General features: G+C 41.8%; 21 protein-coding genes. All 21 read right to left on the minus strand.

Annotated features, from left to right (window positions below; translation table 11 throughout):
- On the minus strand, positions 1 to 1,191 hold a 1,191-nt coding region (locus N8M95_RS08530), incomplete at its 3' end, for a G5 domain-containing protein (RefSeq protein WP_261117022.1).
- A gap of 2 nt (positions 1,192 to 1,193) precedes the next feature.
- Positions 1,194 to 1,757, minus strand: a complete 564-nt coding sequence (locus N8M95_RS08535; protein ID WP_049510992.1) for a TIGR01440 family protein — start codon at positions 1,755 to 1,757, stop codon at positions 1,194 to 1,196.
- Positions 1,758 to 1,871: 114 nt separating this feature from the next.
- Complete coding sequence (locus tag N8M95_RS08540) at positions 1,872 to 3,563, minus strand: cache domain-containing sensor histidine kinase (protein ID WP_261117023.1); 1,692 nt, start codon at positions 3,561 to 3,563, stop codon at positions 1,872 to 1,874.
- Entirely contained in the window at positions 3,560 to 4,297 is a 738-nt protein-coding gene (locus tag N8M95_RS08545; RefSeq protein ID WP_049539829.1) for a response regulator transcription factor, read from the minus strand. Before N8M95_RS08545 ends, N8M95_RS08540 begins: the two co-directional genes overlap by 4 nt.
- A gap of 70 nt (positions 4,298 to 4,367) precedes the next feature.
- Entirely contained in the window at positions 4,368 to 5,480 is a 1,113-nt protein-coding gene (msrB, locus tag N8M95_RS08550; RefSeq protein WP_261117024.1) for a peptide-methionine (R)-S-oxide reductase MsrB, read from the minus strand.
- A 9-nt stretch (positions 5,481 to 5,489) separates the two neighbouring features.
- On the minus strand, positions 5,490 to 6,053 hold the full coding sequence (locus tag N8M95_RS08555; protein WP_261117025.1) for a redoxin family protein: 564 nt from the start codon (positions 6,051 to 6,053) through the stop codon (positions 5,490 to 5,492).
- A 13-nt stretch (positions 6,054 to 6,066) separates the two neighbouring features.
- The gene (ccdA2, locus tag N8M95_RS08560) at positions 6,067 to 6,777 is read right to left on the minus strand and encodes a thiol-disulfide oxidoreductase-associated membrane protein CcdA2 (RefSeq protein ID WP_261117026.1); all 711 of its coding nucleotides are present in this window, start codon (positions 6,775 to 6,777) and stop codon (positions 6,067 to 6,069) included.
- Positions 6,778 to 6,943: 166 nt separating this feature from the next.
- A complete protein-coding gene (locus tag N8M95_RS08565; protein ID WP_261117027.1) occupies positions 6,944 to 7,492 on the minus strand; it encodes a GNAT family N-acetyltransferase in 549 nt (182 codons plus the stop codon).
- A gap of 206 nt (positions 7,493 to 7,698) precedes the next feature.
- Positions 7,699 to 8,523, minus strand: a complete 825-nt coding sequence (gene nadE / locus N8M95_RS08570; protein WP_261117028.1) for an ammonia-dependent NAD(+) synthetase — start codon at positions 8,521 to 8,523, stop codon at positions 7,699 to 7,701.
- Entirely contained in the window at positions 8,520 to 9,980 is a 1,461-nt protein-coding gene (locus tag N8M95_RS08575) for a nicotinate phosphoribosyltransferase (RefSeq protein WP_084947015.1), read from the minus strand. The genes nadE and N8M95_RS08575 overlap by 4 nt, the downstream gene beginning before the upstream one ends.
- 115 nt (positions 9,981 to 10,095) lie before the next feature.
- Positions 10,096 to 10,584 (minus strand): DUF6773 family protein, encoded by a 489-nt coding sequence (locus tag N8M95_RS08580; protein ID WP_261117029.1) that lies wholly within the window; start codon positions 10,582 to 10,584, stop codon positions 10,096 to 10,098.
- Positions 10,574 to 10,783: a helix-turn-helix transcriptional regulator gene (locus N8M95_RS08585; protein WP_001107500.1), complete on the minus strand. Its 210-nt coding sequence runs from the start codon at positions 10,781 to 10,783 to the stop codon at positions 10,574 to 10,576. The genes N8M95_RS08580 and N8M95_RS08585 overlap by 11 nt, the downstream gene beginning before the upstream one ends.
- Before the next feature lie 306 nt (positions 10,784 to 11,089).
- Positions 11,090 to 11,500: a GNAT family N-acetyltransferase gene (locus tag N8M95_RS08590; RefSeq protein ID WP_261117030.1), complete on the minus strand. Its 411-nt coding sequence runs from the start codon at positions 11,498 to 11,500 to the stop codon at positions 11,090 to 11,092.
- Between the two features lie 101 nt (positions 11,501 to 11,601).
- Positions 11,602 to 12,966 carry an amino acid permease gene (locus tag N8M95_RS08595; protein ID WP_020903458.1) on the minus strand — a complete coding sequence of 455 codons (1,365 nt, stop codon included), beginning with the start codon at positions 12,964 to 12,966 and terminating at the stop codon, positions 11,602 to 11,604.
- Between the two features lie 75 nt (positions 12,967 to 13,041).
- The gene (gene greA / locus N8M95_RS08600; protein WP_000818748.1) at positions 13,042 to 13,524 is read right to left on the minus strand and encodes a transcription elongation factor GreA; all 483 of its coding nucleotides are present in this window, start codon (positions 13,522 to 13,524) and stop codon (positions 13,042 to 13,044) included.
- A 60-nt stretch (positions 13,525 to 13,584) separates the two neighbouring features.
- On the minus strand, positions 13,585 to 15,291 hold the full coding sequence (mltG, locus tag N8M95_RS08605) for an endolytic transglycosylase MltG (protein WP_261117032.1): 1,707 nt from the start codon (positions 15,289 to 15,291) through the stop codon (positions 13,585 to 13,587).
- A 79-nt stretch (positions 15,292 to 15,370) separates the two neighbouring features.
- Positions 15,371 to 15,865 carry a GNAT family N-acetyltransferase gene (locus N8M95_RS08610; RefSeq protein WP_261117033.1) on the minus strand — a complete coding sequence of 165 codons (495 nt, stop codon included), beginning with the start codon at positions 15,863 to 15,865 and terminating at the stop codon, positions 15,371 to 15,373.
- Positions 15,862 to 16,323 (minus strand): GNAT family N-acetyltransferase, encoded by a 462-nt coding sequence (locus N8M95_RS08615; protein WP_049547132.1) that lies wholly within the window; start codon positions 16,321 to 16,323, stop codon positions 15,862 to 15,864. Before N8M95_RS08615 ends, N8M95_RS08610 begins: the two co-directional genes overlap by 4 nt.
- A gap of 9 nt (positions 16,324 to 16,332) precedes the next feature.
- Positions 16,333 to 17,667 (minus strand): UDP-N-acetylmuramate--L-alanine ligase, encoded by a 1,335-nt coding sequence (gene murC / locus N8M95_RS08620; protein WP_000048084.1) that lies wholly within the window; start codon positions 17,665 to 17,667, stop codon positions 16,333 to 16,335.
- Positions 17,668 to 17,677: 10 nt separating this feature from the next.
- Entirely contained in the window at positions 17,678 to 18,295 is a 618-nt protein-coding gene (locus tag N8M95_RS08625) for a divisome accessory protein ZapJ (RefSeq protein WP_045607326.1), read from the minus strand.
- 47 nt (positions 18,296 to 18,342) lie between these two features.
- Positions 18,343 to 21,441, minus strand: a complete 3,099-nt coding sequence (locus tag N8M95_RS08630; RefSeq protein WP_261117034.1) for a pilus expression-regulating Snf2 family helicase — start codon at positions 21,439 to 21,441, stop codon at positions 18,343 to 18,345.
- Positions 21,442 to 21,458: the final 17 nt, after the last annotated feature.

The raw sequence follows: 21,458 nt of genomic DNA on the forward strand, positions 1-21,458 counted from the left end.
TAGTTCTGGTTGTGTTAGAGCTTGACCTGCTTTGCCTGCCTCTTGGGTTCCTTTTGCTTCAACTGGAGCCTCTGGTAGTTCTGGTTGTGTTAGAGCTTGACCTGCTTTGCCTGCCTCTTGGGTTCCTTTTGCTTCAACTGGAGCCTCTGGTAAGGTTGGTTGCGTTAAGGCTTGACCTGCTTTGCCTGCCTCTTGCGTTCCTTTAGCTACCTGATGCGTTGGTTCAGCTTGTGGTACTGGAGTTGGGGCAGGTTGCTCTTCTTTCTTAGTTCCGACTGCAATGACTTGCGAAACAGGATTTTGAACCACTTGGTCTTCGATGACTTCTCTAACTTCTTGACCATTAACCATCGATACTTTGGTTACAATGCGACGCTGACCATTTACTCCAGCTGTGACGATACGAGTCTGTCCTTCTGCTAGATTGGTATCTGGGCTTGTGACTGTTTCAAAAGGAATCTCCACCAAGCTCTCTTCCAGTCTTGTCTGAGGTTTCTCAGAAACTGGTGTTTCTTGAACTACTTCTGTCTTCTCGATTTCATTTGCACTTTGCTTTTCTACTGGCAACTGAGGCTTCTCAGCTGAAGCTGGTCTTGATGGGTGAAGTTCTGCTTCCTTGAAGTAACCAATGTATTCATAGCCATCAATGTGGATAATCCCTTCAGCCAAACCTTCATGTGTAGAAGCCGAAATAGTTTGGTTATAAGAAAGCAATTCTTTATTTTCAAACGCAAATGTGGTGAAAGGAACAAAGTTGCTTGCACCAATCGAACTAATTAATAAGACACCAAGCACCTTACCACGATGTTTTTTAGAGATTAATAAAACAGCCAAAGAAGCCGTAGCCAACCCTATACCAGCCAAGGCTAATTCTTTACTCCCTGTATAAGGAAGTTCTTGGTAGGTACTAGCTTTCTTTCGATACACTGCATAGATAATATCATCCTCTTGAAACTCCGAAGGGACTTCATGGTGAATTAAGGCTTTTTCAGACTCGGTCAATTCCTGCTCCGCCAAATAACGGTAATGAACGCTATGAGCTCCACCAACTTCATTGGCTTGTACCTTATCTACTGAAAGGGCACTTGCACCAAAAAGGAAGGCCCCGATGGCTACAGGACCAACCCCAACAGTTAACTTGCGAATGGAATATTTAGTAATTTTTTCAAGTTGTTGTTTTGTTTTTCTCATTCTTATGACTTTCTAATAGAATCTTGTGGATAATGCGCACGCGCACCTCCAATTAATTTTGGACGACTAGCAAGAGCCGTTACATGGGCATGCCCAATTTCTCTCAAAAGAGGGCGAATCGGAACCTGAACATGCTTGACATGCATGCCAATTGCAGTGTCTCCGATATCCAATCCAGCATGAGCCTTGATAAATTCAACCTCAACTGGATCTTGCATAAACTTGAAGGCTGCCAACTGACCTGAACCTCCTGCATGAAGGGTAGGAAGGACACTAACTATTTCCAGAGCAAACTGCTCTGCAACCTGACGTTCAACAACGAGGGCCCGATTGACATGTTCACAACCTTGAACAGCTAGATGAATTCCTTTTTCCTCTAGGATATCTAGGATGGTCTTCACAATGATTTCCCCAATTTCTTGGCTGGATTCCTTACCAATCTGACCACCTATCACTTCACTAGAAGAAAGGCCCAAAACAAAGATAGATCCTTGCTTCAAATTGGCCTTTTCTAACACATCTTCTACAATCTGGCTTGTTTCTCTTTGAATGTCTTTTTCCTTCATACTTGATACCTCTTTTGTTACTATCTATCATATCGTTTTTTCTTGTTTTTAGCAAGATAGACAACCTAGAAAGCTTGCCCAATTACGCATAAAACTCCCAGAATTGACTGGGAGTTAGCTAGTTTCTATTCTATTTATGTATATTTCAACCGTCGTTCCTTTGCAAGGTGCAGAATCAATCTTCATCTGATAATCTTCTCCAAAATGAAGTTTAAGACGCTGGTCAACATTTGGCAGACCAACTCCTCCACGTTTGAGCTGACTCTGACTACTATCGCTAGCATCTTGGAAGCCAACGCCATCATCTTCAATGCGGATGACTAGTCCTCTATACTGTTTCTGAACAGAAACTTTAATATGTCCCTGACCTTCCTTCTCCTTGATGCCATGGTAAAGAGCATTTTCTACTAGAGGTTGCAACACCAGCTTGGGCAAGACTAGATTATCGAAGGCAGGATTTTCATTAATTTCGTATTCCAGCTTATCGCCATAGCGTTGTTTCTGGATAAAGAGATACTGGCGGACATGGTTAATTTCGTCAGACAGGCAAATCAAATCTTTACCCTGATTGAGCGCTAGGCGGAAATAAGTCGCCAAGGACTTGGTCACCTGAACCACTCGCTGACTATCCTGAAATTCAGCCATCCAGATGATGGTGTCCAAAGTATTGTAGAGGAAATGGGGGTTAATCTGACTCGACAAGGCTTGAAGTTCATACTGACGGGTCGTTTCTTCCTGTTTGCGCACATCTGCCATCAGCTGATCAATCTGATCCAACATGGCATTAAACTGACGAGTCACTTCTCTCAGTTCATAGGCACCAGCTTCTTTGGCACGAAGATTTTGAGCACCAGAAGCAATTTCCAACATTGTTTCTCTCAAATCCTTCAAAGGGGCAATCCAGCGTTTAAGACTGAACCACACCAAACAGAGACAGGCCAGAAGAGATGTAACGCTAGCACCGAGCAAGGTCCACATGAGTTGACTCCGAACCTTGTCTAGCTTCTCCAGTGAAGACACGCCCAGCACCGTCCAATCAGTTCCTGCAATCTTTTCTTGACTGACATAGGATTGATGGTCTAACGTATAACCCTGTCCTGTATCAATATAGGGTTTCATGGCCTCCATTTCGCTAGACGAACTATAAACTGTATGTTGAGGATGATAAACAAATTCATGGTTTCCATTGATAATAAAGGCAAAGCCCTGCTGACCCAACTGGAGTTGGTTGAGATAGGCTTCCAGAGTTTCATAGGAAATATCCAAACGAAGTACACCTAGATTGGCTCCCTTTGCATCAAGAAGTTCTTGAGTGACAGAAATGACCCACTGGCTATCTGATTTACGAGCTGGAGTTAAAACTGGTTTAGCTCCCTGATGAATAGCCTTTTGGTACCAATCCTCAGTCATCATATCTGAGGAAGTTTTCATCTGCACACTATCATCCGTAGAAATGACCTGACCAGATTTGGTTACCAGTACAACAGCTTTCAAGTCCTGGTCTGCCTTCAAAATGGTCAAAAATAGATCTCGAATTCCCTTGACCTTGTCTTGATTGGGGTTCTCAGCATAAGCTAGGACGTCCGCCTGCTGGGTCAAGCTAGTCGAGGTGGTTTCTAATTTTTTGATATAAGAATGGATAAAGTGACTAGTCTGGCTGATAGTCGTTTGGCTATTGCCTTCAATGGTAGCCTCAATGGCTGAAGAACTAGATTGATAGTAGAAAGTCCCAACCAGAGCTAGGAGAATGAGAAAGACCAGAAAGATAGAAATAACCATTCTAACTAGGAGTGAAGAACGCTTCATCGACCTTCCCCCTTCTTAAACTGACGAGGTGTCACACCTGCAATCTGTTTAAAACGTTGGGTAAAGTAGTTCATATCTTCAAAACCAACCTTCTCTGCAATCTCGTAAATTTTCAGATCCGTAGTTAAAAGCAAGAGCTTGGCCTGTTTGACACGTTCTCGCACCAAATAATCCTGAAAAGGCAGGCCCAACTCTTTCTTAATCAAGGAACTCAGATAAGTCGGACTAAAGCCCAAGTCACTGGCCAAAGACTTTAAACTAAATTGGCTATCAGCCAGATGGGACTGGATTTTCTGGGCCATATTTCCCTCAAACTTATCGGTCAATAAATCTTGTAATTGCTCTTCCTTTTCTTCCTTATCCAACTTTTGCTTGATTTTCCCCAACATTTCCTCAATATCCTGACGAGAAAAGGGCTTGAGCAGATAATCGTCCACACCTAGTTTGACAGCAGACAAAGCATAATCAAAATCATCGTAACCTGTTAAAAAGACCAAATGCACCTGAGGATAGGTTTCTCGGACCAGACTGGCTAACTGGATGCCATTTAGCTGAGGCATGTTGATATCGGTTAGAATGATATCCGGCACCTGCTTTTGTATCAAGTCCCAAGCCTGTCTTCCATTTTCAGCCTGACCGATGATTTCCATATCGTAGGCTGCTACATTGACCAGTTTGGTCAAGCCTTGTCTTACCAGATATTCATCTTCTACGATTAAGATTGTATAGGTCATGCTTCTCTCCTTTGTCATCTACTAGTATCAGTATAGCAAAATTCTCCTCTAACTGCTTAGGAAAGCCCTCTTAATCAACATAATCTAGTAAATAAGCGTAGCCTTTTTCTTCCATTTGGTCTTTGGGAATAAAGCGGATAGAGAGACTATTAATACAGTAGCGCAAGCCACCCTTATCCTGAGGCCCATCTGTAAAGACATGGCCAAGGTGAGAATCTCCAACTCGGCTCCGCACTTCCATGCGCGTCATATTGTAAGACTTATCTTCCTTATAGATGGCAACATCTGGACTGATTGGTTGGGTGAAACTAGGCCATCCGCAACCAGACTCAAACTTGTCCTTTGATGAAAAGAGGGGTTCGCCAGTTGCCACATCCACATAGATACCGGATTCAAATTTATCCCAGTAGCGGTTTGAAAAAGCTCGTTCTGTTTGATTTTTCTGGGTAACTGCATACTCCTCAGGTGACAAGTTCTTTTTCAATTCTTCATCACTTGGTTTGGGATATTTGCTGGCATCAATGACGGGGTAGGCCGCCTGATTAACATTGATATGGCAGTAGCCATTTGGATTTTTCTTTAGATAGTCTTGGTGGTAATCCTCTGCCACTACAAAATTCTTCAAGGCTTCCTTTTCAACTGCTAGAGGTTGATCGTATTTCTTAGCCACCTCATCAAAGACTTGGTTAATCACCTCTAAATCCTTGTCATCTGTGTAATAAACACCAGTACGGTACTGGGTTCCCACATCATTTCCTTGTTTATTTTTGCTGGTTGGATTGATAATGCGGAAATAATGAAGCAGGATTTCCTTGAGGGAAATTTGATTAGCATCATAGGTGACATGGACAGTTTCTGCATGCCCTGTTTGGTTAATCAATTCGTACTTGGTTGTTTCCCCTCTACCATTTGCATAGCCTGATACAGCATCCGTTACTCCGGGAACGCGTGAGAAGTATTCCTCCACTCCCCAGAAACATCCTCCAGCTAGATAAATTTCATGCAAGTCTGCATCTTTACTAATTTCTGTTTTTTTCACTGTTTTTCCTCCTTGGCTAACTGATGCTTTCTCAATTTGCGAGCTATCTGTCTGCCCTGCATTTCGCATCAATAGAAAATAGAAACCGGTTATGGCTAGGAAAAAGATTCCTGCCAAGACAAACAATTTTACTTTATCATTCATGACCTTTCTCTACCCCATTTCTTTCAATGTCTTTAAAATCATATCCTTATCCATAAAACCTGGTTGCGTTTTGACCAGTTTGCCTTCCTTGTCTATAAAAGCTTGAGTTGGGTAAGAACGGACACCATAACTTTCCAAAAGTTTGCCTGATGGATCAATTAGAACTGGGAAATTTTTATAATCCAAGCCCTTGTACCAGTTTTTAAAGTCCGCTTCCGCTTGTTCACCCTTGTGGCCAGGAGACACGACTGTCAAGACCACATAGTCATCACCAGCTTCTTTAGCGATTTCGTCCGTATCTGGAAGACTGGCTAGACAGATGGAACACCAAGAAGCCCAGAATTTGAGATAGACTTTCTTTCCCTTGTAATCAGACAAGCGGTATGTCTTGCCATCTACTCCCGTCAGTTCGAAATCAGCAACCGCCTGACCTTTAGTAGCAGTTTGCGCACTGACTTGTTCTGTTTTGGTTTGCTCCTTCATAGTAGATTCGTCTGGCATGTTTTTAGCCGAACAGGCTGCCAAGCAACAAATTGAGCCGACTCCAAGGAGACATGTTTGCCATTTTTTCATTTCTTTTTCCTCTCTATTCAAATAATGTAGTCAAAATGGAAGCATTTCCCAAAAGAACCAAAATTCCCATCACGATAATGAGGAAGCCACCTACTTTTTTGAGAGTTCCAAGGTAGGGATGAAGTTTTCGGAAATGTTTCAAAACATAGCTGGAGGCTAGAGCTAGAACCAAAAATGGTAGTGCCAAACCCAGCGTGTAAACCAACATGAGAGCAGCCCCCTGCCAAGCACCTGAGCCACCTGAAGCCGCCAAGGCTAAAACAGAGCCCAGAACCGGTCCCACACAAGGCGTCCAAGCAAAGCTAAAGGTCAACCCTAGTAAAAATGCCTGACTATAACCGTTCCCCTTTTGCTCCTGTCTATTTAATTGTAGCCTTCTTTCCTTGTAGAGCCCCTGAAAATGTAAGACTTCCATCTGGTGTAATCCCAAGAGAATGATAACCGCACCCGTCACATACTGAAACCAAGAGGCATACAAAAGGTCTCCTAAAAAACCAGCACCATATCCCAGTAAGATAAAGATAAAAGAAATCCCCGCTATAAAAGCCAAAGTTCTCAATAAACTAATAAGTGAGATTGAAAATTTGCCACTAGAAGCCTGAGCACCATCTTTATCATCCAGTAAGACCCCTGCATAGACTGGCAACAAGGGTAAGATACAAGGAGAAAAGAAGGAAAGAATTCCAGCAAGAAAAACACTGATAAAAAAGATTATATTATCCATTGCCTTCCTCCATTCTTTGATTCGATAGGACTATTATAGCCCCAAAAATCAAGAAAAAATAGGGACAATGATAGGGTAAAATAGGAATTTAATCAGGTTATGTAAAAAATATTGCAAAAAAAGCCAGACAAAGTCTGACTTGGATGGAAACTGAAAAGAAAATTCACTAGTCTTCACTACTTACCTGATAATAAATAAGGTCCGCAAGATAGCCTTTTCTCTCTACACCATTGGCAATAGTTTTTAGATAGGACATTCCAGCCTTCTCCATGACACGACCTGAAGCTGGATTAAGACTGGCATATCGTGCTCTGACCTTTTTAAAACCTGCTTGAGTAAAACAAAAGTCCAAGACAGCTTTCAAGGCCTCTGTCATCATACCATGACCCCAGTATTTCTTGCCTAACACATAGCCAATTTCACAAGAAGAATCGTTATCATCTATTGCAACGATGCTGATATCTCCTATAACTTTCTCCGGATTTTCTTTGAGGCAAATGGCCCATTTGTAATAGTTGGGATTAGCATAAGAGGCAATCCAATTACGAATCGAGTTTCGAGTCACCTCGACATCAGGATGAGGTTCCCAGGTGACATAGGTCAGATTCTCATCGGATGAAGCCCAATTCTGAAACATGGCTTCTGCATCACGTTCCACAAATCTTCTTAAAATCAAACGTTCTGTCTGTAATGTTTGTGTACCGATAGATTTCACGAAACTACCTCGCTTTCTGATAGATGATTCTATGTCCAATCTCCATTTATATTTGCTTTGCTTTTGAATTTCAAGGTAATAAGCTAAAAAGGTCTCTCAGACCTTCTTCGCTTACCTGTTTCCATGCTCAGGGTAAAAAGGTCCCCCGGACCTTCTCTCACTTTCTTATTTCAAGGCGAGAGGCTGAAAACCTCCACTGGAGGTTTTCACTCCCAAAAGTCATCAAATACGGTGATGGGTAGGTGGCGTTTATGTTGGCCTTTGTGCCACCAGTTTTCGATTCTTGTTTGAGCTTCTGGGCTGATTGTTTTTCCTTCTAGGTAGTCATCAATCTCTTCATAAGTGACTCCGAGGGCTACTTCATCAGCTAGACCTGGTTTATCTTCTTCTAGGTCTGCTGTTGGGATTTTTTCATAAAGGGCTGGGTCTGCACCAAGTTCCTTCAAGAGTTGTTTTCCTTGACGCTTATTGAGGCGGTAAAGAGGGAGAATATCCGCACCACCGTCACCAAACTTGGTAAAAAAGCCTGTGATATTTTCCGCAGCATGATCTGTTCCAATGACCGCTCCGCTATGGGCACCAGCAAGGGCATACTGAGCAATCATACGGCAACGAGCCTTGATATTTCCCTTGTTAAAGTCTGAAACAGGACTACCTGTTGCTTCGACCGCAACTGTCATGGCATCTGCAGATTCCTTGATATTCACCACTAAACTGACATCTGGCTGGATAAAGGCTAGGGCTTTTTGAGCATCTGCTTCATCAGCTTGCACTCCATAAGGCAGGCGGACAGCGATAAATTTGTAGCTGTCATCTCCAGTTTCTGCACGCAGTTCTTCCATAGCTAATTGAGCCAATCGACCTGCTAAGGTTGAGTCTTGTCCTCCAGAAATTCCTAGTACAAAAGTTTTTAGGAAGGGATGTTTTTCCAGATATCTTTTTAAAAAATCAATGGAACGATGGATTTCTTCCTGGGCATCAATCACTGGTTTGACACCCAGCTCTTGGATAATCGTTTCTTGCAAACTCATTCTTCTTCTCCTTCACCAAGAGCTTCCTTGCGCATCTTGTCAATCAAATCCATCTTGTCTTGCCATACATCACGCGCCAAATCCACTGGATAATGCTGCGGATTGAGCACACGCTTATACTCATCCCAAAGCTTGTCAAATTCCTTACGGGCATAAGCCTGAATCTCAGTCAAGCTAGGCAGGTTGTAAATCAATTTTCCGTCTTTGAAGATATCCACCAAGAGAGGAACGGCATCAAAATTACGAACGGTCTTCTTGATGTAGGTATAAGTCGGATGGAACATCTTGATTTCCGTCATGTCGCTCACATCCACACCGTCATAAGTGATATAGTCTCCTTCTGACTTGCCTTTTTCACGACTGGTAATGCGCCACACCTGTTTCTTACCTGGCGTAGACACTTTTTCCGCATTATTAGAAAGCTTGATGGTATTGCGCATGTTCCCATTTTCATCTTCAATGGCCACAATCTTATAAACTGCACCAAGAGCTGGCTGGTCATAGGCTGTAATCAGCTTAGTTCCCACACCCCAGACATCAATCTTGGCCTTTTGCATCTTGAGGTTGAGGATGGTATTTTCATCTAGATCATTAGAAGCATAAATCTTAGCCTCTGTAAATCCAGCCTCGTCCAGTTGCTGACGGACTTTTTTGGAAATGTAGGCAATATCCCCAGAGTCAATCCGCACACCCATAAAGTTAATCTGGTCCCCCAACTCACGCGCCACCTGAATGGCAGCTGGTACACCGATGCGAAGGGTGTCATAGGTATCCACAAGAAAGACACAGTTTTTGTGGGTCGCAGCGTAAGCCTTGAAAGCTTCATAGTCGTTACCATAAACCTGTACCAAGGCATGGGCGTGAGTCCCCAAGACAGGAATATCAAAGAGTTTACCAGCACGCACATTGCTGGTTCCATTAGCTCCACCAATCACCGCTGCGCGTGTTCCCCAGATAGCCGCATCCATCTCTTGCGCCCGACGTGTCCCAAACTCCATTAAAGGTTCATCTTCAATGACTGAACGAATACGAGCTGCCTTAGTCGCCACCAAGGTCTGGTAGTTGACGATGTTCAAAAGGGCCGTTTCGACCAATTGACATTGGACTAGAGGGCCTTCCACCTGCACAATCGGTTCATTAGCAAAAACCAAATCCCCTTCTTGGGCAGAACGAACGGTCAACTCCAACTTGAAATTGCGGAGATAGTCCAAGAATGCCCCATGATAGCCTAGAGACTCCAAATAGGCAATATCACTATCTGAAAAACGCAGGTCTTCAAGATAACTCACAATTCTTTCCAAACCAGCAAAAACCGCATAGCCATTCTTAAAAGGCTGTTGGCGGAAATACACCTCAAAGACCGCCTTTTTATTGTGAATCCCTTGGTCAAAGTAAACCTGCATCATGTTTATCTGGTACAAGTCCGTGTGCAATGTCAAACTATCATCTGGATACATACTTTTCCTACTTCCTTAGCTAGAAACACATGAAAATTTTCAAGAACTTTCATGTATTCCAATAAATTAGTACTATTATAACACATTTTGGCTGGATTGAGAAAAGAGTAACAAGCTATTCTCCACTCTCCAGTTCATCCATATCTTGTTCAAATTTTTTCTGAGCCCATTCGCCATAACTTTTAAGGCCGAGATTACCGATAAAAACCCAAGGAAGGTAAATCAGATAAGTAATGACCCAAGCAGATAAGTATTTAAGGTTCAAAGGATTGTGCTGATAAATTTCTATGTTGAATTGATAATTCTGCAACATCAAAAGAGTCGTAATAGCCAAAGTTAGAAAAAAACAACCCAAAATCGTAAAATGAAAACGACTATAGTAGGTCACTCCCAGATAACGGGCACGATTGAAAAAGAAGAAAATTCCTACTATCAGAGTATAGACTAGAAAATTCGGATTAAAAAGAGATGGAGCCAACACTGCCACCAAATAGCTTAGAAGTACAAGCCCAATAAAGAGTGAAAAGGACTCTGCTCCAGCTTTATTGATTAGTTGTTCTTCTCTTTCGTCAAGTAATTGATAATGAATGAATTTATTTACCATCTTCTTCCTCCCAAAATAGTTGGTCTAGGGTTTTCCCTAAACATCTGCAAATGGACTGGCAGAGCGAGAGACTGGGATTGTATTTCCCCGCCTCTATCAAACCAATAGTCTGGCGCGTCACCCCGACAGCCTCTGCCAGTTGACCTTGAGTTAAATCAAGCTCCACACGAGCTAATTTTAATTTTAAATTTTTAGCCACCTGCGTCCTCCTTATAGTTTTAAAAAGTTGCGCCTCTTTTCAACATTATTATATCATATATCTAACTTAATGCAATATATAAATGTCATTTTGTAAGATTTTATTAACAAAAAACTCTCTACCACAAAAAGATAGAGAGTTTTCTGCTTATTCAATTTTTTCAAAACATCTACAGTATCGTAGGATTTCACATCTAATGCATTATCCTCAATATCGTCTAGAAAGACACAATTTGTAGTATTTAAGGGGTATTTTATCGAGACTTATGTCAAACTCCCCTCTTTGCCTTATGCTTTCATCTTCTACTTACAAATCCTTTTGGTAATAAAATCTTTGTCCTGTGTAGGGATAGTCTTGCAAAGCAAAGACTTCCTTGTATCCATGTTTCTGATAAAAATCTGGCGCTTGAAACTGGTAAGTATTGACAAAGACAAAACGACAGTTTCGATTCTTAGCTTCACTTTCTGCCTGCTGCAATAGTTTTGAACCAATTCCTTGCCCTCGCAATTCCTCTTTTACAAACAAATACTTGATTTCTAGCCAATTTCCAAAAGTCTCTGCTATCAAACCTGCAAGGAGATTACCTTTTTCATCTTCAAAATAAAGATTCAATGCCTCACTCTCAGCCTCTTCTCTTTTTGAACGGTTATAAGCACGAATCAAATTCCCAATTTCTTGCGCCTTCTGGGATTCCTTATTTTCCAATCTAAAGTACATCTAAACCTCCTCGAAAACTGATACAGCTTGTATTATAGTCTTATTTCAAAAGGCTGTCAAACTAGCAAAAACCCACCAACCTAAGTTGATGAGTTTCAAATCTATTTTCTAAATTTCCACTGGCTATAAATCCCAAAACCGATAATCCAGATAGCAGATCCGATTGCTCCTACAAATGTAGACTCTTGTAAAAAGAGGGTTACAAAGACAAAGGCAAAGAAGAGCATGGTTAAAGGATTTAGGAAACGATAATGGGGCATGAGATAGCCATCCGCCATAAAGTCTGGTGACTTGCGGTATTTAAGGTGAGCCACCATAATCAAGATATAGATAGCAATATAGACACCTGATGACGATGCCGTAATCAAGGCAAAGGCATCCGAAACACCTGGCAAGACATTGATAAAGGCAGCCAGAGCAATTAAGATTGCTGAAGCGATGATGGCATTTTGTGGCACATTGTGTCGAGAAAGGGTATCCGCCTTGATTGCTTTTAAGAATGGATTTGGCGAATCATGGGCAATCTGATACAAATGACGACCTGTTGAGTAGAGGGTTGAGTTAAGAGCAGATGCTGCTGAGGTCAAAACAACGAAGTTTATCAAGGCCGCTGCCCACTTGATACCTGCCAATTCAAATACTGTTACAAAAGGAGAATCAGCCGATGCAAGTTCACGCCATGGGATGATGGACATAATGGCCAAGAGAGCCCCACCATAGAAAAAGACGATTCGCAAAGGAATTTCCTTAACGGCTTTTGGCAAAACCTGACGTGGATTTTTGGTTTCAGAGGTTGTTACCCCGATAAACTCAATCATGAGGTAAGCAAAGAAAACCATCTGGAAGGCCATGACAAAGTTCACTCCACCATTAGGGAAGAGGGAGAAATTGTCGGTGATATTGGCCAAGCTTGCTACTCCATGAGGCGTCTTAAAGCCAGTCAAGACCATAAAGACTCCTGTTGCAATCATAGCTAAAATAGCCACAATCTTAACCATAGCAAACCAAAACTCAACTTCCCCAAAGAGCTTCACTGCAATCAGATTGACCAAGGCTAAAATGGTCAAAAATCCAATCTCAATCATCCAACTTGGCCAGCTAGGGAACCAAAACTGAACATAGTGAGAGATAGCTGTGATTTCCGCCATACCGATAAAGACAACGGATAGCCAGTAAGACCAAACTGAGAAATAGCCCCAGCCCTTACCCAAATGGCGCGTGATAAAGTTGATAAAGGTATGTTGCTCAGGGTCTTGGTAGAGCATTTCCCCAACCGCACGCATCATGAGGAACATGAAGGCCCCTGTAATCATATAAATCAGTACAATGGACGGACCTGTTAGGCTAATAGAACGACCTGCTCCCAAAAAGAGTCCTGTTCCGATTGTTCCAGCAATGGCCATAACCTGCACGTGACGATTAGTTAAACCGCGTTCCATCTTATTTTTTTTCTTCTTTGAACTCATATAGTCTCCAATTCAATTTAAAATGGAAAAAGGAGTGAGTGAAGCGCACTGCCTCCCCACTCCTTTTTTCTGTTTTTAGGCTGTTTTTTCAACCTTCAAGATTTTTACATCATAGCTACCAACAGGTGTTTCAATAGTTGCTGTGTCACCTGTTTTCTTGCCAATCAAGGCTTGTCCAATTGGGCTTTCATTTGAAACTTTACCCGCAAAGGCATCCGCACCGGCTGAACCTACGATAATATAAACTTCTTCTTCGTCCTCACCAATTTCTTGGATAGTAACTGTTTTACCAATCGCTACTTCATCATCGGCAACTGAGTCGCTATTAACGATTTCAGCATAGCGGATTTTTGTTTCCAAGCTAGAGATCTGTCCTTCGACAAAGGCTTGTTCATCCTTAGCTGCTTCGTACTCACTGTTTTCTGAAAGATCACCATATGAACGGGCAATCTTAATGCGTTCTACCACTTCTGGTCGGCGGACCAATTTCAATTCTTCTAATTCTTTTTCAAGTTTTTCCTTTTCCGCTAGGGTCATAGGATATGTTTTTTCTGCCATTTTTCTCAACTTTCTTTCGATAGTATTGAATCTCTATCTGAGATTCTCATTGTTGTAGTCTTAGTTTGAACTACTATTTTGAGTAAGTTTGCTATTGACGTGTTCAGCTACATTACGATCATGTTCTTCCTGTGTCACTGCGTAATAGACTTTACCATCTGTAACATTGGCTACAAAGTAGAGGTTCTCACTCTTTGTTTGGTTAATGCTTGCTTCAATCGCATCCTGACTTGGACTATCTACTGGACCAGGCATCAAACCAGGTTTTGTATAAACATTGTATGGTGAATTAATCGATGTGTCAATTCCAGCATCGTCTGCTAGGCTGATATTTTGGCCAAGTTTGCCTTGAGCATACAAGATTGCGATATTGCTTTGAAGTGGCATACCAAGGTTCAAACGATTGTAGAAGACACCTGCAATCAACTTACGATCTTCAGTCTTAGCACCTTCTTTTTCAACAAGTGACGCAATTGTTAGCAATTCATTAACTGTCAAGTTCTTAGACTTAATTGCACTATAGTGCGGAGTCAAGGTCTTATCCATGGCTGCCAACATCTCATCAATCAAGCTTTCAATAGTCGTGCTTTCCTTGATAGAGTAGGTCGCTGGGAAAAGATAACCTTCCAAACGGTAACGAACTCCACTTTCTTTCGTTGGCAAGCTTTCAAGTAGGTTTGGATATTTAGCAGCTTCTTGACTGATAAAGTTGTCATCTTGCACTTTAGCTAAGAAAGCTTCCGCTGTCAAAGGTTCTTTAAATTCACCTTGTAATTGGCCTACAGCTTGGGCAATTTGATCAATGGTATATCCTTCTGGAATGGTCAAATCTGCAAGTGACGGTTCTTGAGGCTGAGCTGTACCACCTTTTTGTAGTTCCTTGATGATATCCTCTGTACTCATGCTCTTTTGCAAATTGTAATATCCAGCCTTCAAATCTGAATAATTCTTATATTTTGCATAGAAAGCAAAAATCACACCGTGTTTAATCACACCAGAATGCTCAAGAGTTGATCCGATTTCTTGGACATTTGATCCCTCTGGGATTTGAACCGTTACATATTCCTTAGAATTTGCATCAACTGGTAATAAAGATGATTGAACATACTGGTAACCGAAGTAACCACCTGCCGAAATCAAGACAAGGAAAATCAGTAGAGAAATGAAGAATGCCTTCAAATGTGATTTTTTCTTCTTAACTGGTTTAACTGTCTCACGGCGACTACGTCTAGGAACTGAACCTAGGCTATCTGCCGATTCAGCTGACTCAGATAGCTCATTATCCACTGCAGGAGTACTAACTTCTTCCTGTTGTCTACTTGTTTTATACGACACCGCAACCTTTGTTGGAATCTCGTTAAATTCTTTGTCTTCGTTAAGTTTTACAGGTTCTACTTTTGGTTGAACTGGCTCAAAAATAGGTTCTACAGGTTCAACTACAGGCTCAGCAGCCGCTTCAACTTTAGATTCTGCAACTTCTTCATTTGCTGCAATTTCATCCGAAATATCATTTGAACGTAACGGAACACTAGGAGCATTCTTTAATATTTGATCCACAACAGAAAGAGAATTAGCCATCAACTCTTCTGCTGAAGGTTCATGTTCTTGAGTTGAAGGAACTACTGAATCTTCTTGAGATGAAGGAGTTTCAAAACTTGTAATCTCGTTTTCTTGCTCACTTCTATCTTGTTTTTTTACTCTCTCTAAATCACGTAAAATCTGCTCTTTAAAGCTTAATTTTTCGTCTTCTCTTGACTTTTCACTCAAAAGTTTATCCTCCTCGTTGACAATCCATAATATTATATCTTAAAAACGAAAGAAAAGCAACCTAGCATGCTTTTCTAGCTTATTTTTTAGCTTCCCAGACCATATCATACCAGGTTTCTCCTGCAAAGGTTGACTGGGACTGGCCTTCATTGACAAATCCATGTTTTTCATAGTAGGCGATGAGATAGTCATGACAGGTTAGGTTAATACCTTCTCTTTCGTGTTCAAGCGCCAACTCTTTCAAGGCTGTTAATAATTTCTGGCCAAGTCCAAGGCCCTGTGCCTCCTTGGCAATAGAAAGACAGGTCACAGAGATATAACCACCAGGCTCATGACTATGGTCTTCTATCTCCTCTGTAAAGGACTGGTCTTGCAGATGACGCTGGGGGCCAACTGGTCCTTCTATATACCCCATGATTCTGCCTTCTTTTTCTGCAACCAGAAACGAGGTCTGAATTTCTCGCAAATGTGCTTCAAAAACAGAGCGAGGAATGGCTTCTTCAATCGAGAAATTTTCTAGTTCAATCTCAACGATACGATCCAAATCTTCTAATCTTGCTTGTCTGATTTTCATTGTGCCTCCAGATAAAAGGGATTAAACCAAATCATACTAAAACCCTGGCTAGTTGCATAAAGCGAAGTTTCTTCATCAATAAAACCGTTCATTTCAAAATAGGATAGCAACTCATCAGGACTCTTCAAACGAATAGCTTTGTAATCCAGCTCAACCGCCACCTCTTTCAAAGCCGCAAGAAGAAGCGTGCCCAAGCCCTGTCTCTGATGGCCAGACTCAATGACTAAAGAATGCATTTCTAGACATTGCGGATTATGTGGCTGCGGACCACCTAGAACATAGCCCAGAAGCTGATTTTCATCCCTAGCTAGAAGAAAGGTATCCGCATACTTACGGATACTTTCTTCTAAAATATGGGAAGGTTGCTGCTTTTCAGCTGGAAAAGATGAAGCCTTAAGTTCCTCTATCTCAGCCAAATCAGACTTACTTGCCTGAATGATCTTAATAGGAATTTCCATGGGAAAATCCTATTGAACATTGCTTGTCAAGTTAGACAAGAGTCGCTCAAATGAGTATTCATAGGTTTGGATATCTCCTGCTCCCATAAAGACGTAAACAGCATTGTCATGGTCTAGGAGTGGAGAAACATTTTCAACAGTGATCACTTGGTGTTTCTTATTGATTTTATTGGCTAGGTCTTCTACCTTAACATCACCATGGTCTACTTCACGAGCAGATCCATAAATTTGCGCTAGGTAAACTGCATCCGCCTGGTTCAAAGCGTGGGCAAAGTCGTCCAACAGGGCAATAGTTCTAGTAAAGGTATGCGGTTGGAAGATTGCTACGATCTCTTTACTTGGATATTTTTGACGAGCCGCATCCAAAGTAGCAATGATTTCTGTTGGATGGTGGGCAAAATCATCGATAATCACCGTGTCATTGACAATTTTTTCTGTGAAACGACGCTTAACACCGGCAAATGTTTTCAAGTGTTCACGCACCAAGTTCAAATCAAAGCCTGCTGTGTACAGCAATCCGATGACTGCTGTCGCATTCATGATATTATGACGACCAAAGGTTGGGATGTGGAATTGTCCCAACTCTTGTCCACGGAAGTGAACAGTGAAGGTTGAACCAGTTGTAGAACGGAGAAGATCACTAGCGACAAAGTCATTACCTTCTGCTTCAAAACCATAATAATAAATTGGTGCATCAGACGTAATCTTACGCAATTCAGCATCTTCTCCGTAGATAAACAAACCTTTGGTAATTTGTTTAGCATAGTCGTTAAAGGCATTGAAAACATCCTCTAGACTTGTGAAATAGTCTGGATGGTCAAAGTCAATGTTAGTGATGATAGAATATTCTGGGTGGTAAGGCATGAAGTGGCGCTCATATTCGTCAGATTCGAAGACAAAATATTTGGCATTGGCTGAACCACGACCGGTCCCATCTCCAATCAAGAAGCTAGTATCTGTGATATGAGACAAGACATGAGACAACATACCTGTAGTTGAAGTTTTTCCATGTGCTCCAGCTACTCCCATGCTAACAAAGTCGCGCATAAAGCTACCTAGGAACTCATGGTAACGTTTGTAGCTGATACCATTTTGGTCCGCATAGGCAATTTCGACGTTGTTATCTGGACGAAAGGCATTTCCAGCGATAATTTCCATATCACCGTCTAGATTCTTTTCATCAAAAGGAAGAATGGTAATCCCTGCCTGCTCAAGACCACGTTGAGTAAAGTAGTATTTTTCAACATCTGAACCCTGTACCTTATGCCCCATTTGGTGCAACATCAAGGCCAAGGCACTCATACCTGATCCCTTAATTCCGATAAAATGATATGTCTTTGACATGTTTTCTCCCCTATTCCGTAATTCTTGTCAGGTTCAACTCTTGGGCAACCTGACGTTCTTGTTCTTTTTGTTGATTCTTTTTATTGTAGATTTGGCTCTTCTTCAGAAAATCATAGTTGTTTTTCTTTGGGCCTGAAGTTTCTTTTGGCTCAGCTTGAGTCGAAATATTGTTCACTTCTTCCGCCAAGATGTAATGAGACTGGGTCAATTTTTGACTATATTTAACAAATTCACCAGGATTTTCCTTTTGGAAAGGCGCAGTAGGTTGATTGCCCTGTCTATCCAAACGTTGCTGAGAAGGGCGCCTTGTAGGAGTAATATCCTTAGTCAGATAACTTGCTGAACGTTTCTTTTTCAAGTCCGCACGCGCTTCTTCACGTGCCACCTCCGCATAGCTTTTTCCTTCTTTTTTAACTCCTAAACCAGACTTCTTAGGTTTCTCTACGGGCTTTTCAATCTGTTTTACTGGTTTTTCTTCGGTAATAGGGGCCCACTCCAGATAATTCTTATCACGGTATTCTCCCTTGATATTACTGATAAAGTCAGATTCATCATAGAGGTCCATAACCGGCATCTCAGTCAACATGATCTCATCATCTGACACCAATGGAAATCGTTCTTCTCTCATTTTCTATTTCCTTTCAACACTTCATTATAGCGTATTGTCTTTATTTTTCAAGTGCTGGCTTCAGAAATTCCCAAAATTTCTCTAATTTCTGCTAGGCTGAGACTGCCACGTGACTCTGTTCCATCCAATACTTGTGACACTAGATGTTTCTTTTGTTCTTGGAGTTCCTGAATTTTTTCTTCAATGGTTCCCCTGGTCACTAAGCGATAAACCTCAACCGTTTCTTCCTGACCTATCCGATGGGCACGGCCAATAGCTTGCGCTTCCACCGCAGGATTCCACCAAAGGTCAACCAAAATAACCGTATCAGCACCTGTCAGATTCAGACCGACACCACCAGCCTTGAGGGAAATCAGAAAGGCATCTCTTTCCCCTTGGTTAAAGGCTTTGGTCATATCTTGTCTTTCCTTGGCTGGGGTCGAACCGGTAATTTTAAAGGAAGTCAAGCCCAAGTCTGGCAATTCTTGTTCAATTTTCTCCAACATTCCCTTGAACTGCGAGAAAATCAAGACACGGTGTCCGCCGTCTGCCACCTGTAGTAGCAGGTCTCGAAGACTATCCAGTTTGCCACTGGCTCCCTGATAATCTTCCATAAAGAGGGCAGGAGTGTCACAGATTTGACGCAAGCGCATCAGACCAGACAAGATTTCCACACGACTTCGCTGAAATTCCTGATCTGACACTTGAGCCAGACGGTCTCGCATCTGTTGCAACTGGGCTAGGTAAATAGCCTTTTGCTGGTCTTCCAGTTCATTTTTATAAACCACTTCGATTAAGTCTGGTAATTCAGTCAGAACTTCTTCTTTCTTACGTCGCATCACGAAAGGTTTGATAAACTGAGCAACGCGCTCAGCTGGTAATTTCATAAATTCTTTCTTGCTTGGCAAAAGTCCCGGCATGACGATTTGGAAAATAGACCACAACTCACCCAGATGGTTTTCAATCGGAGTTCCTGACAAGGCAAAAACTGACGGCACCACAAATTGTCTCAAGGTCTGAGCAATCTTAGTTTGGGCATTTTTCATGACCTGAGCCTCATCTAAGAAAAGGAAGTCAAAGGCCATCCCCTGATAAAGCTCACTGTCCTGACGGAAGGTAGCATAACTCGTCACATAGATTTGATGGCTCTCAGCAAGAATCTCTTCACGACTAGCTTTCAAGCCATGAACAACAGCCACATCCAACTGTGGAGCAAATTTCTGAAATTCATCTGCCCAGTTGTAAATCAAACCTGACGGCGCTAAAATCAAAACCCGACTTTCTTTGGTCACTTGACTGGTCAAAAAAGCAATGGTCTGAAGAGTTTTACCAAGTCCCATATCATCAGCTAAAATCCCACCAAAACCATAATGATTGAGCATCTGCAACCAGCCGATTCCCTTTTCCTGATAATCTCGCAAATCAGCCTGAACCTGAGTTGCTTGTCTAGGGAAGTCCTCTGGATGCGTCAAATCGTGGGCCAAATTCTGGAATTCTTGTGAAAAAGAAACACGGTCACGTCCTTCAAAGAGATGAGCTAAACTATAAGCTAAGGATTTTCGAGCCTGCAAGGCCCCATCTTTTAATTCAAATTGTCCTAGTTCCTGTAGATTCTGGCGAATTTTCTTGGTTTCTTCATCGAAAAAGTAGACTTGATTGGACGAATCAATATAAAAATCCTTGTTGGCAACCAAGGCCTGCATGGCTTGGTCAATTTCCTCTTGGGCAATATCTTGAAAATCAAATTGGATTTCCAAGAGACCTCCCTTGGAAGCAATCTGCACTTGAGGACTCGCTAGACTATATAGTTCTTCTAACTTGTCTGATAGGTTAACATGCCCGAGTTTTTCAAAAACTGGAATGATTTCATGGAAGAAATGATAGACAGACTCTGCTTTTAAGGCCTGACGCCAAGATTGAAAGTCTGCTTCAAATCCCGCTGCCAAACAGATTTGAAAAACTCTTTCTTCTAAGTCAGCATCACTCGAAAATGGTAATTCTTCTAACTCTTGTCGGCTAGATACCTGCTTATCTCCATAATCAAACTGAATTTCTAAACGAATCCGATTATCCTCTTCCCTGTCAAAATAAAAAGAGGGTGCAAAAGTTTTGATTTGTAGACGTTCTGGAGCTGAAACGGTGCCCATTTGGCCAAAGAGCGTTAGACAGGAAGCCAATTTGTCTCGATCACTACTATCAAATTGCAGGTATTTCTTTCCATGTTGATCCAAAGGCAGCGCTTTGATTTCCTTGAGAAGACGCATCTGCTGGTCTGTTAGAAAATAAACCTGACCTTTATGGAAAAGCACAGCTCCCTGATAAAAGACATTGACCCTTGGACTCTCACTGATTTCCATTTCAAAATAATCCGAGTATTCTGTTACTGTAAAGGCAAATAGATTGGCATCAGCATGCAAATCCTGAAAAAGTAGGGTTTGGTAGCTATCCACTTGATGGTCAAATTGAAAATGGGGCAAGGCCATCAGTAAATCCACACCCTGCTCAAAAAAGGTCAGAGGAAAAAAGAGGTGCCGACCTTGGTTTTGGAAAAAAAGCTCTGGAGCCAGTCCTTCCTCCATTAGTCCGCGTAAGAAAGTCAGAAGCTCTTGACTTTCCTCATTAAAGGCTTCCCAAGACAGAGACTCCTCATAAGTTTTACCAATCATATAAGGTTTTCTCTTCTCGACGACTTTTAAAAAGAGTGGAATATCCCGAATGACGTAGTATTTTTGGCTATTGATTTGCCCGATTCTCAGGGTCCACAAGATACGATTGCTTCCTGCTTCCACCTGACCCAAAGCTGACAACTCATAGGCTCGGTCTGATTTTGGAGATAAGATTCGTTCCAAAAATTTTCCACCCAAGGTCACCTTGGTTTCAACGGCCTCTTTTTCCTCATGACCTTCTTCCAGACTTTGCAAGATTTCCTGACCACGCTCATCATTTTTCAGAAAATGCTCCAGAGCTGCCAAATGCACACAGTAGCCCCTCTTTTGGAAAAAATCGCAGGCACAAAAAACCAAATCATCCTCTAAACTATAGCGCAGTTCTTCTTCTGCCACGCGAGCGTAGAGCCGATTATTCTTTTCCTTGATGATGTCAACCTTACCAGTTTCATAAAGGGCAACGCCTTCGATACGGACTTTCCCCGGAATCAATTTAGCCATATTTTTACCTTTACCTT

The sequence above is a fragment of the Streptococcus mitis genome (genome assembly GCF_946190325.1).
GTDB lineage: Bacteria > Bacillota > Bacilli > Lactobacillales > Streptococcaceae > Streptococcus > Streptococcus mitis_CF.

What these genes read in the sequence shown, in the direction of transcription:
- N8M95_RS08545 (WP_049539829.1), bottom strand. Translation starts at nt 4,297, where the DNA reads ATGACCTATACAATCTTAATCGTAGAAGATGAATATCTGGTAAGACAA.
- msrB (WP_261117024.1), bottom strand. Translation starts at nt 5,480, where the DNA reads ATGAATGATAAAGTAAAATTGTTTGTCTTGGCAGGAATCTTTTTCCTA.
- ccdA2 (WP_261117026.1), bottom strand. Translation starts at nt 6,777, where the DNA reads ATGGATAATATAATCTTTTTTATCAGTGTTTTTCTTGCTGGAATTCTT.
- N8M95_RS08630 (WP_261117034.1), bottom strand. Translation starts at nt 21,441, where the DNA reads ATGGCTAAATTGATTCCGGGGAAAGTCCGTATCGAAGGCGTTGCCCTT.
- N8M95_RS08580 (WP_261117029.1), bottom strand. Translation starts at nt 10,584, where the DNA reads ATGGTAAATAAATTCATTCATTATCAATTACTTGACGAAAGAGAAGAA.
- N8M95_RS08555 (WP_261117025.1), bottom strand. Translation starts at nt 6,053, where the DNA reads ATGAAAAAATGGCAAACATGTCTCCTTGGAGTCGGCTCAATTTGTTGC.
- N8M95_RS08590 (WP_261117030.1), bottom strand. Translation starts at nt 11,500, where the DNA reads ATGTACTTTAGATTGGAAAATAAGGAATCCCAGAAGGCGCAAGAAATT.
- N8M95_RS08615 (WP_049547132.1), bottom strand. Translation starts at nt 16,323, where the DNA reads ATGGAAATTCCTATTAAGATCATTCAGGCAAGTAAGTCTGATTTGGCT.
- N8M95_RS08575 (WP_084947015.1), bottom strand. Translation starts at nt 9,980, where the DNA reads ATGTATCCAGATGATAGTTTGACATTGCACACGGACTTGTACCAGATA.
- N8M95_RS08540 (WP_261117023.1), bottom strand. Translation starts at nt 3,563, where the DNA reads ATGAAGCGTTCTTCACTCCTAGTTAGAATGGTTATTTCTATCTTTCTG.
- N8M95_RS08625 (WP_045607326.1), bottom strand. Translation starts at nt 18,295, where the DNA reads ATGAGAGAAGAACGATTTCCATTGGTGTCAGATGATGAGATCATGTTG.
- murC (WP_000048084.1), bottom strand. Translation starts at nt 17,667, where the DNA reads ATGTCAAAGACATATCATTTTATCGGAATTAAGGGATCAGGTATGAGT.
- N8M95_RS08595 (WP_020903458.1), bottom strand. Translation starts at nt 12,966, where the DNA reads ATGAGTTCAAAGAAGAAAAAAAATAAGATGGAACGCGGTTTAACTAAT.
- greA (WP_000818748.1), bottom strand. Translation starts at nt 13,524, where the DNA reads ATGGCAGAAAAAACATATCCTATGACCCTAGCGGAAAAGGAAAAACTT.
- N8M95_RS08610 (WP_261117033.1), bottom strand. Translation starts at nt 15,865, where the DNA reads ATGAAAATCAGACAAGCAAGATTAGAAGATTTGGATCGTATCGTTGAG.
- N8M95_RS08535 (WP_049510992.1), bottom strand. Translation starts at nt 1,757, where the DNA reads ATGAAGGAAAAAGACATTCAAAGAGAAACAAGCCAGATTGTAGAAGAT.
- nadE (WP_261117028.1), bottom strand. Translation starts at nt 8,523, where the DNA reads ATGAGTTTGCAAGAAACGATTATCCAAGAGCTGGGTGTCAAACCAGTG.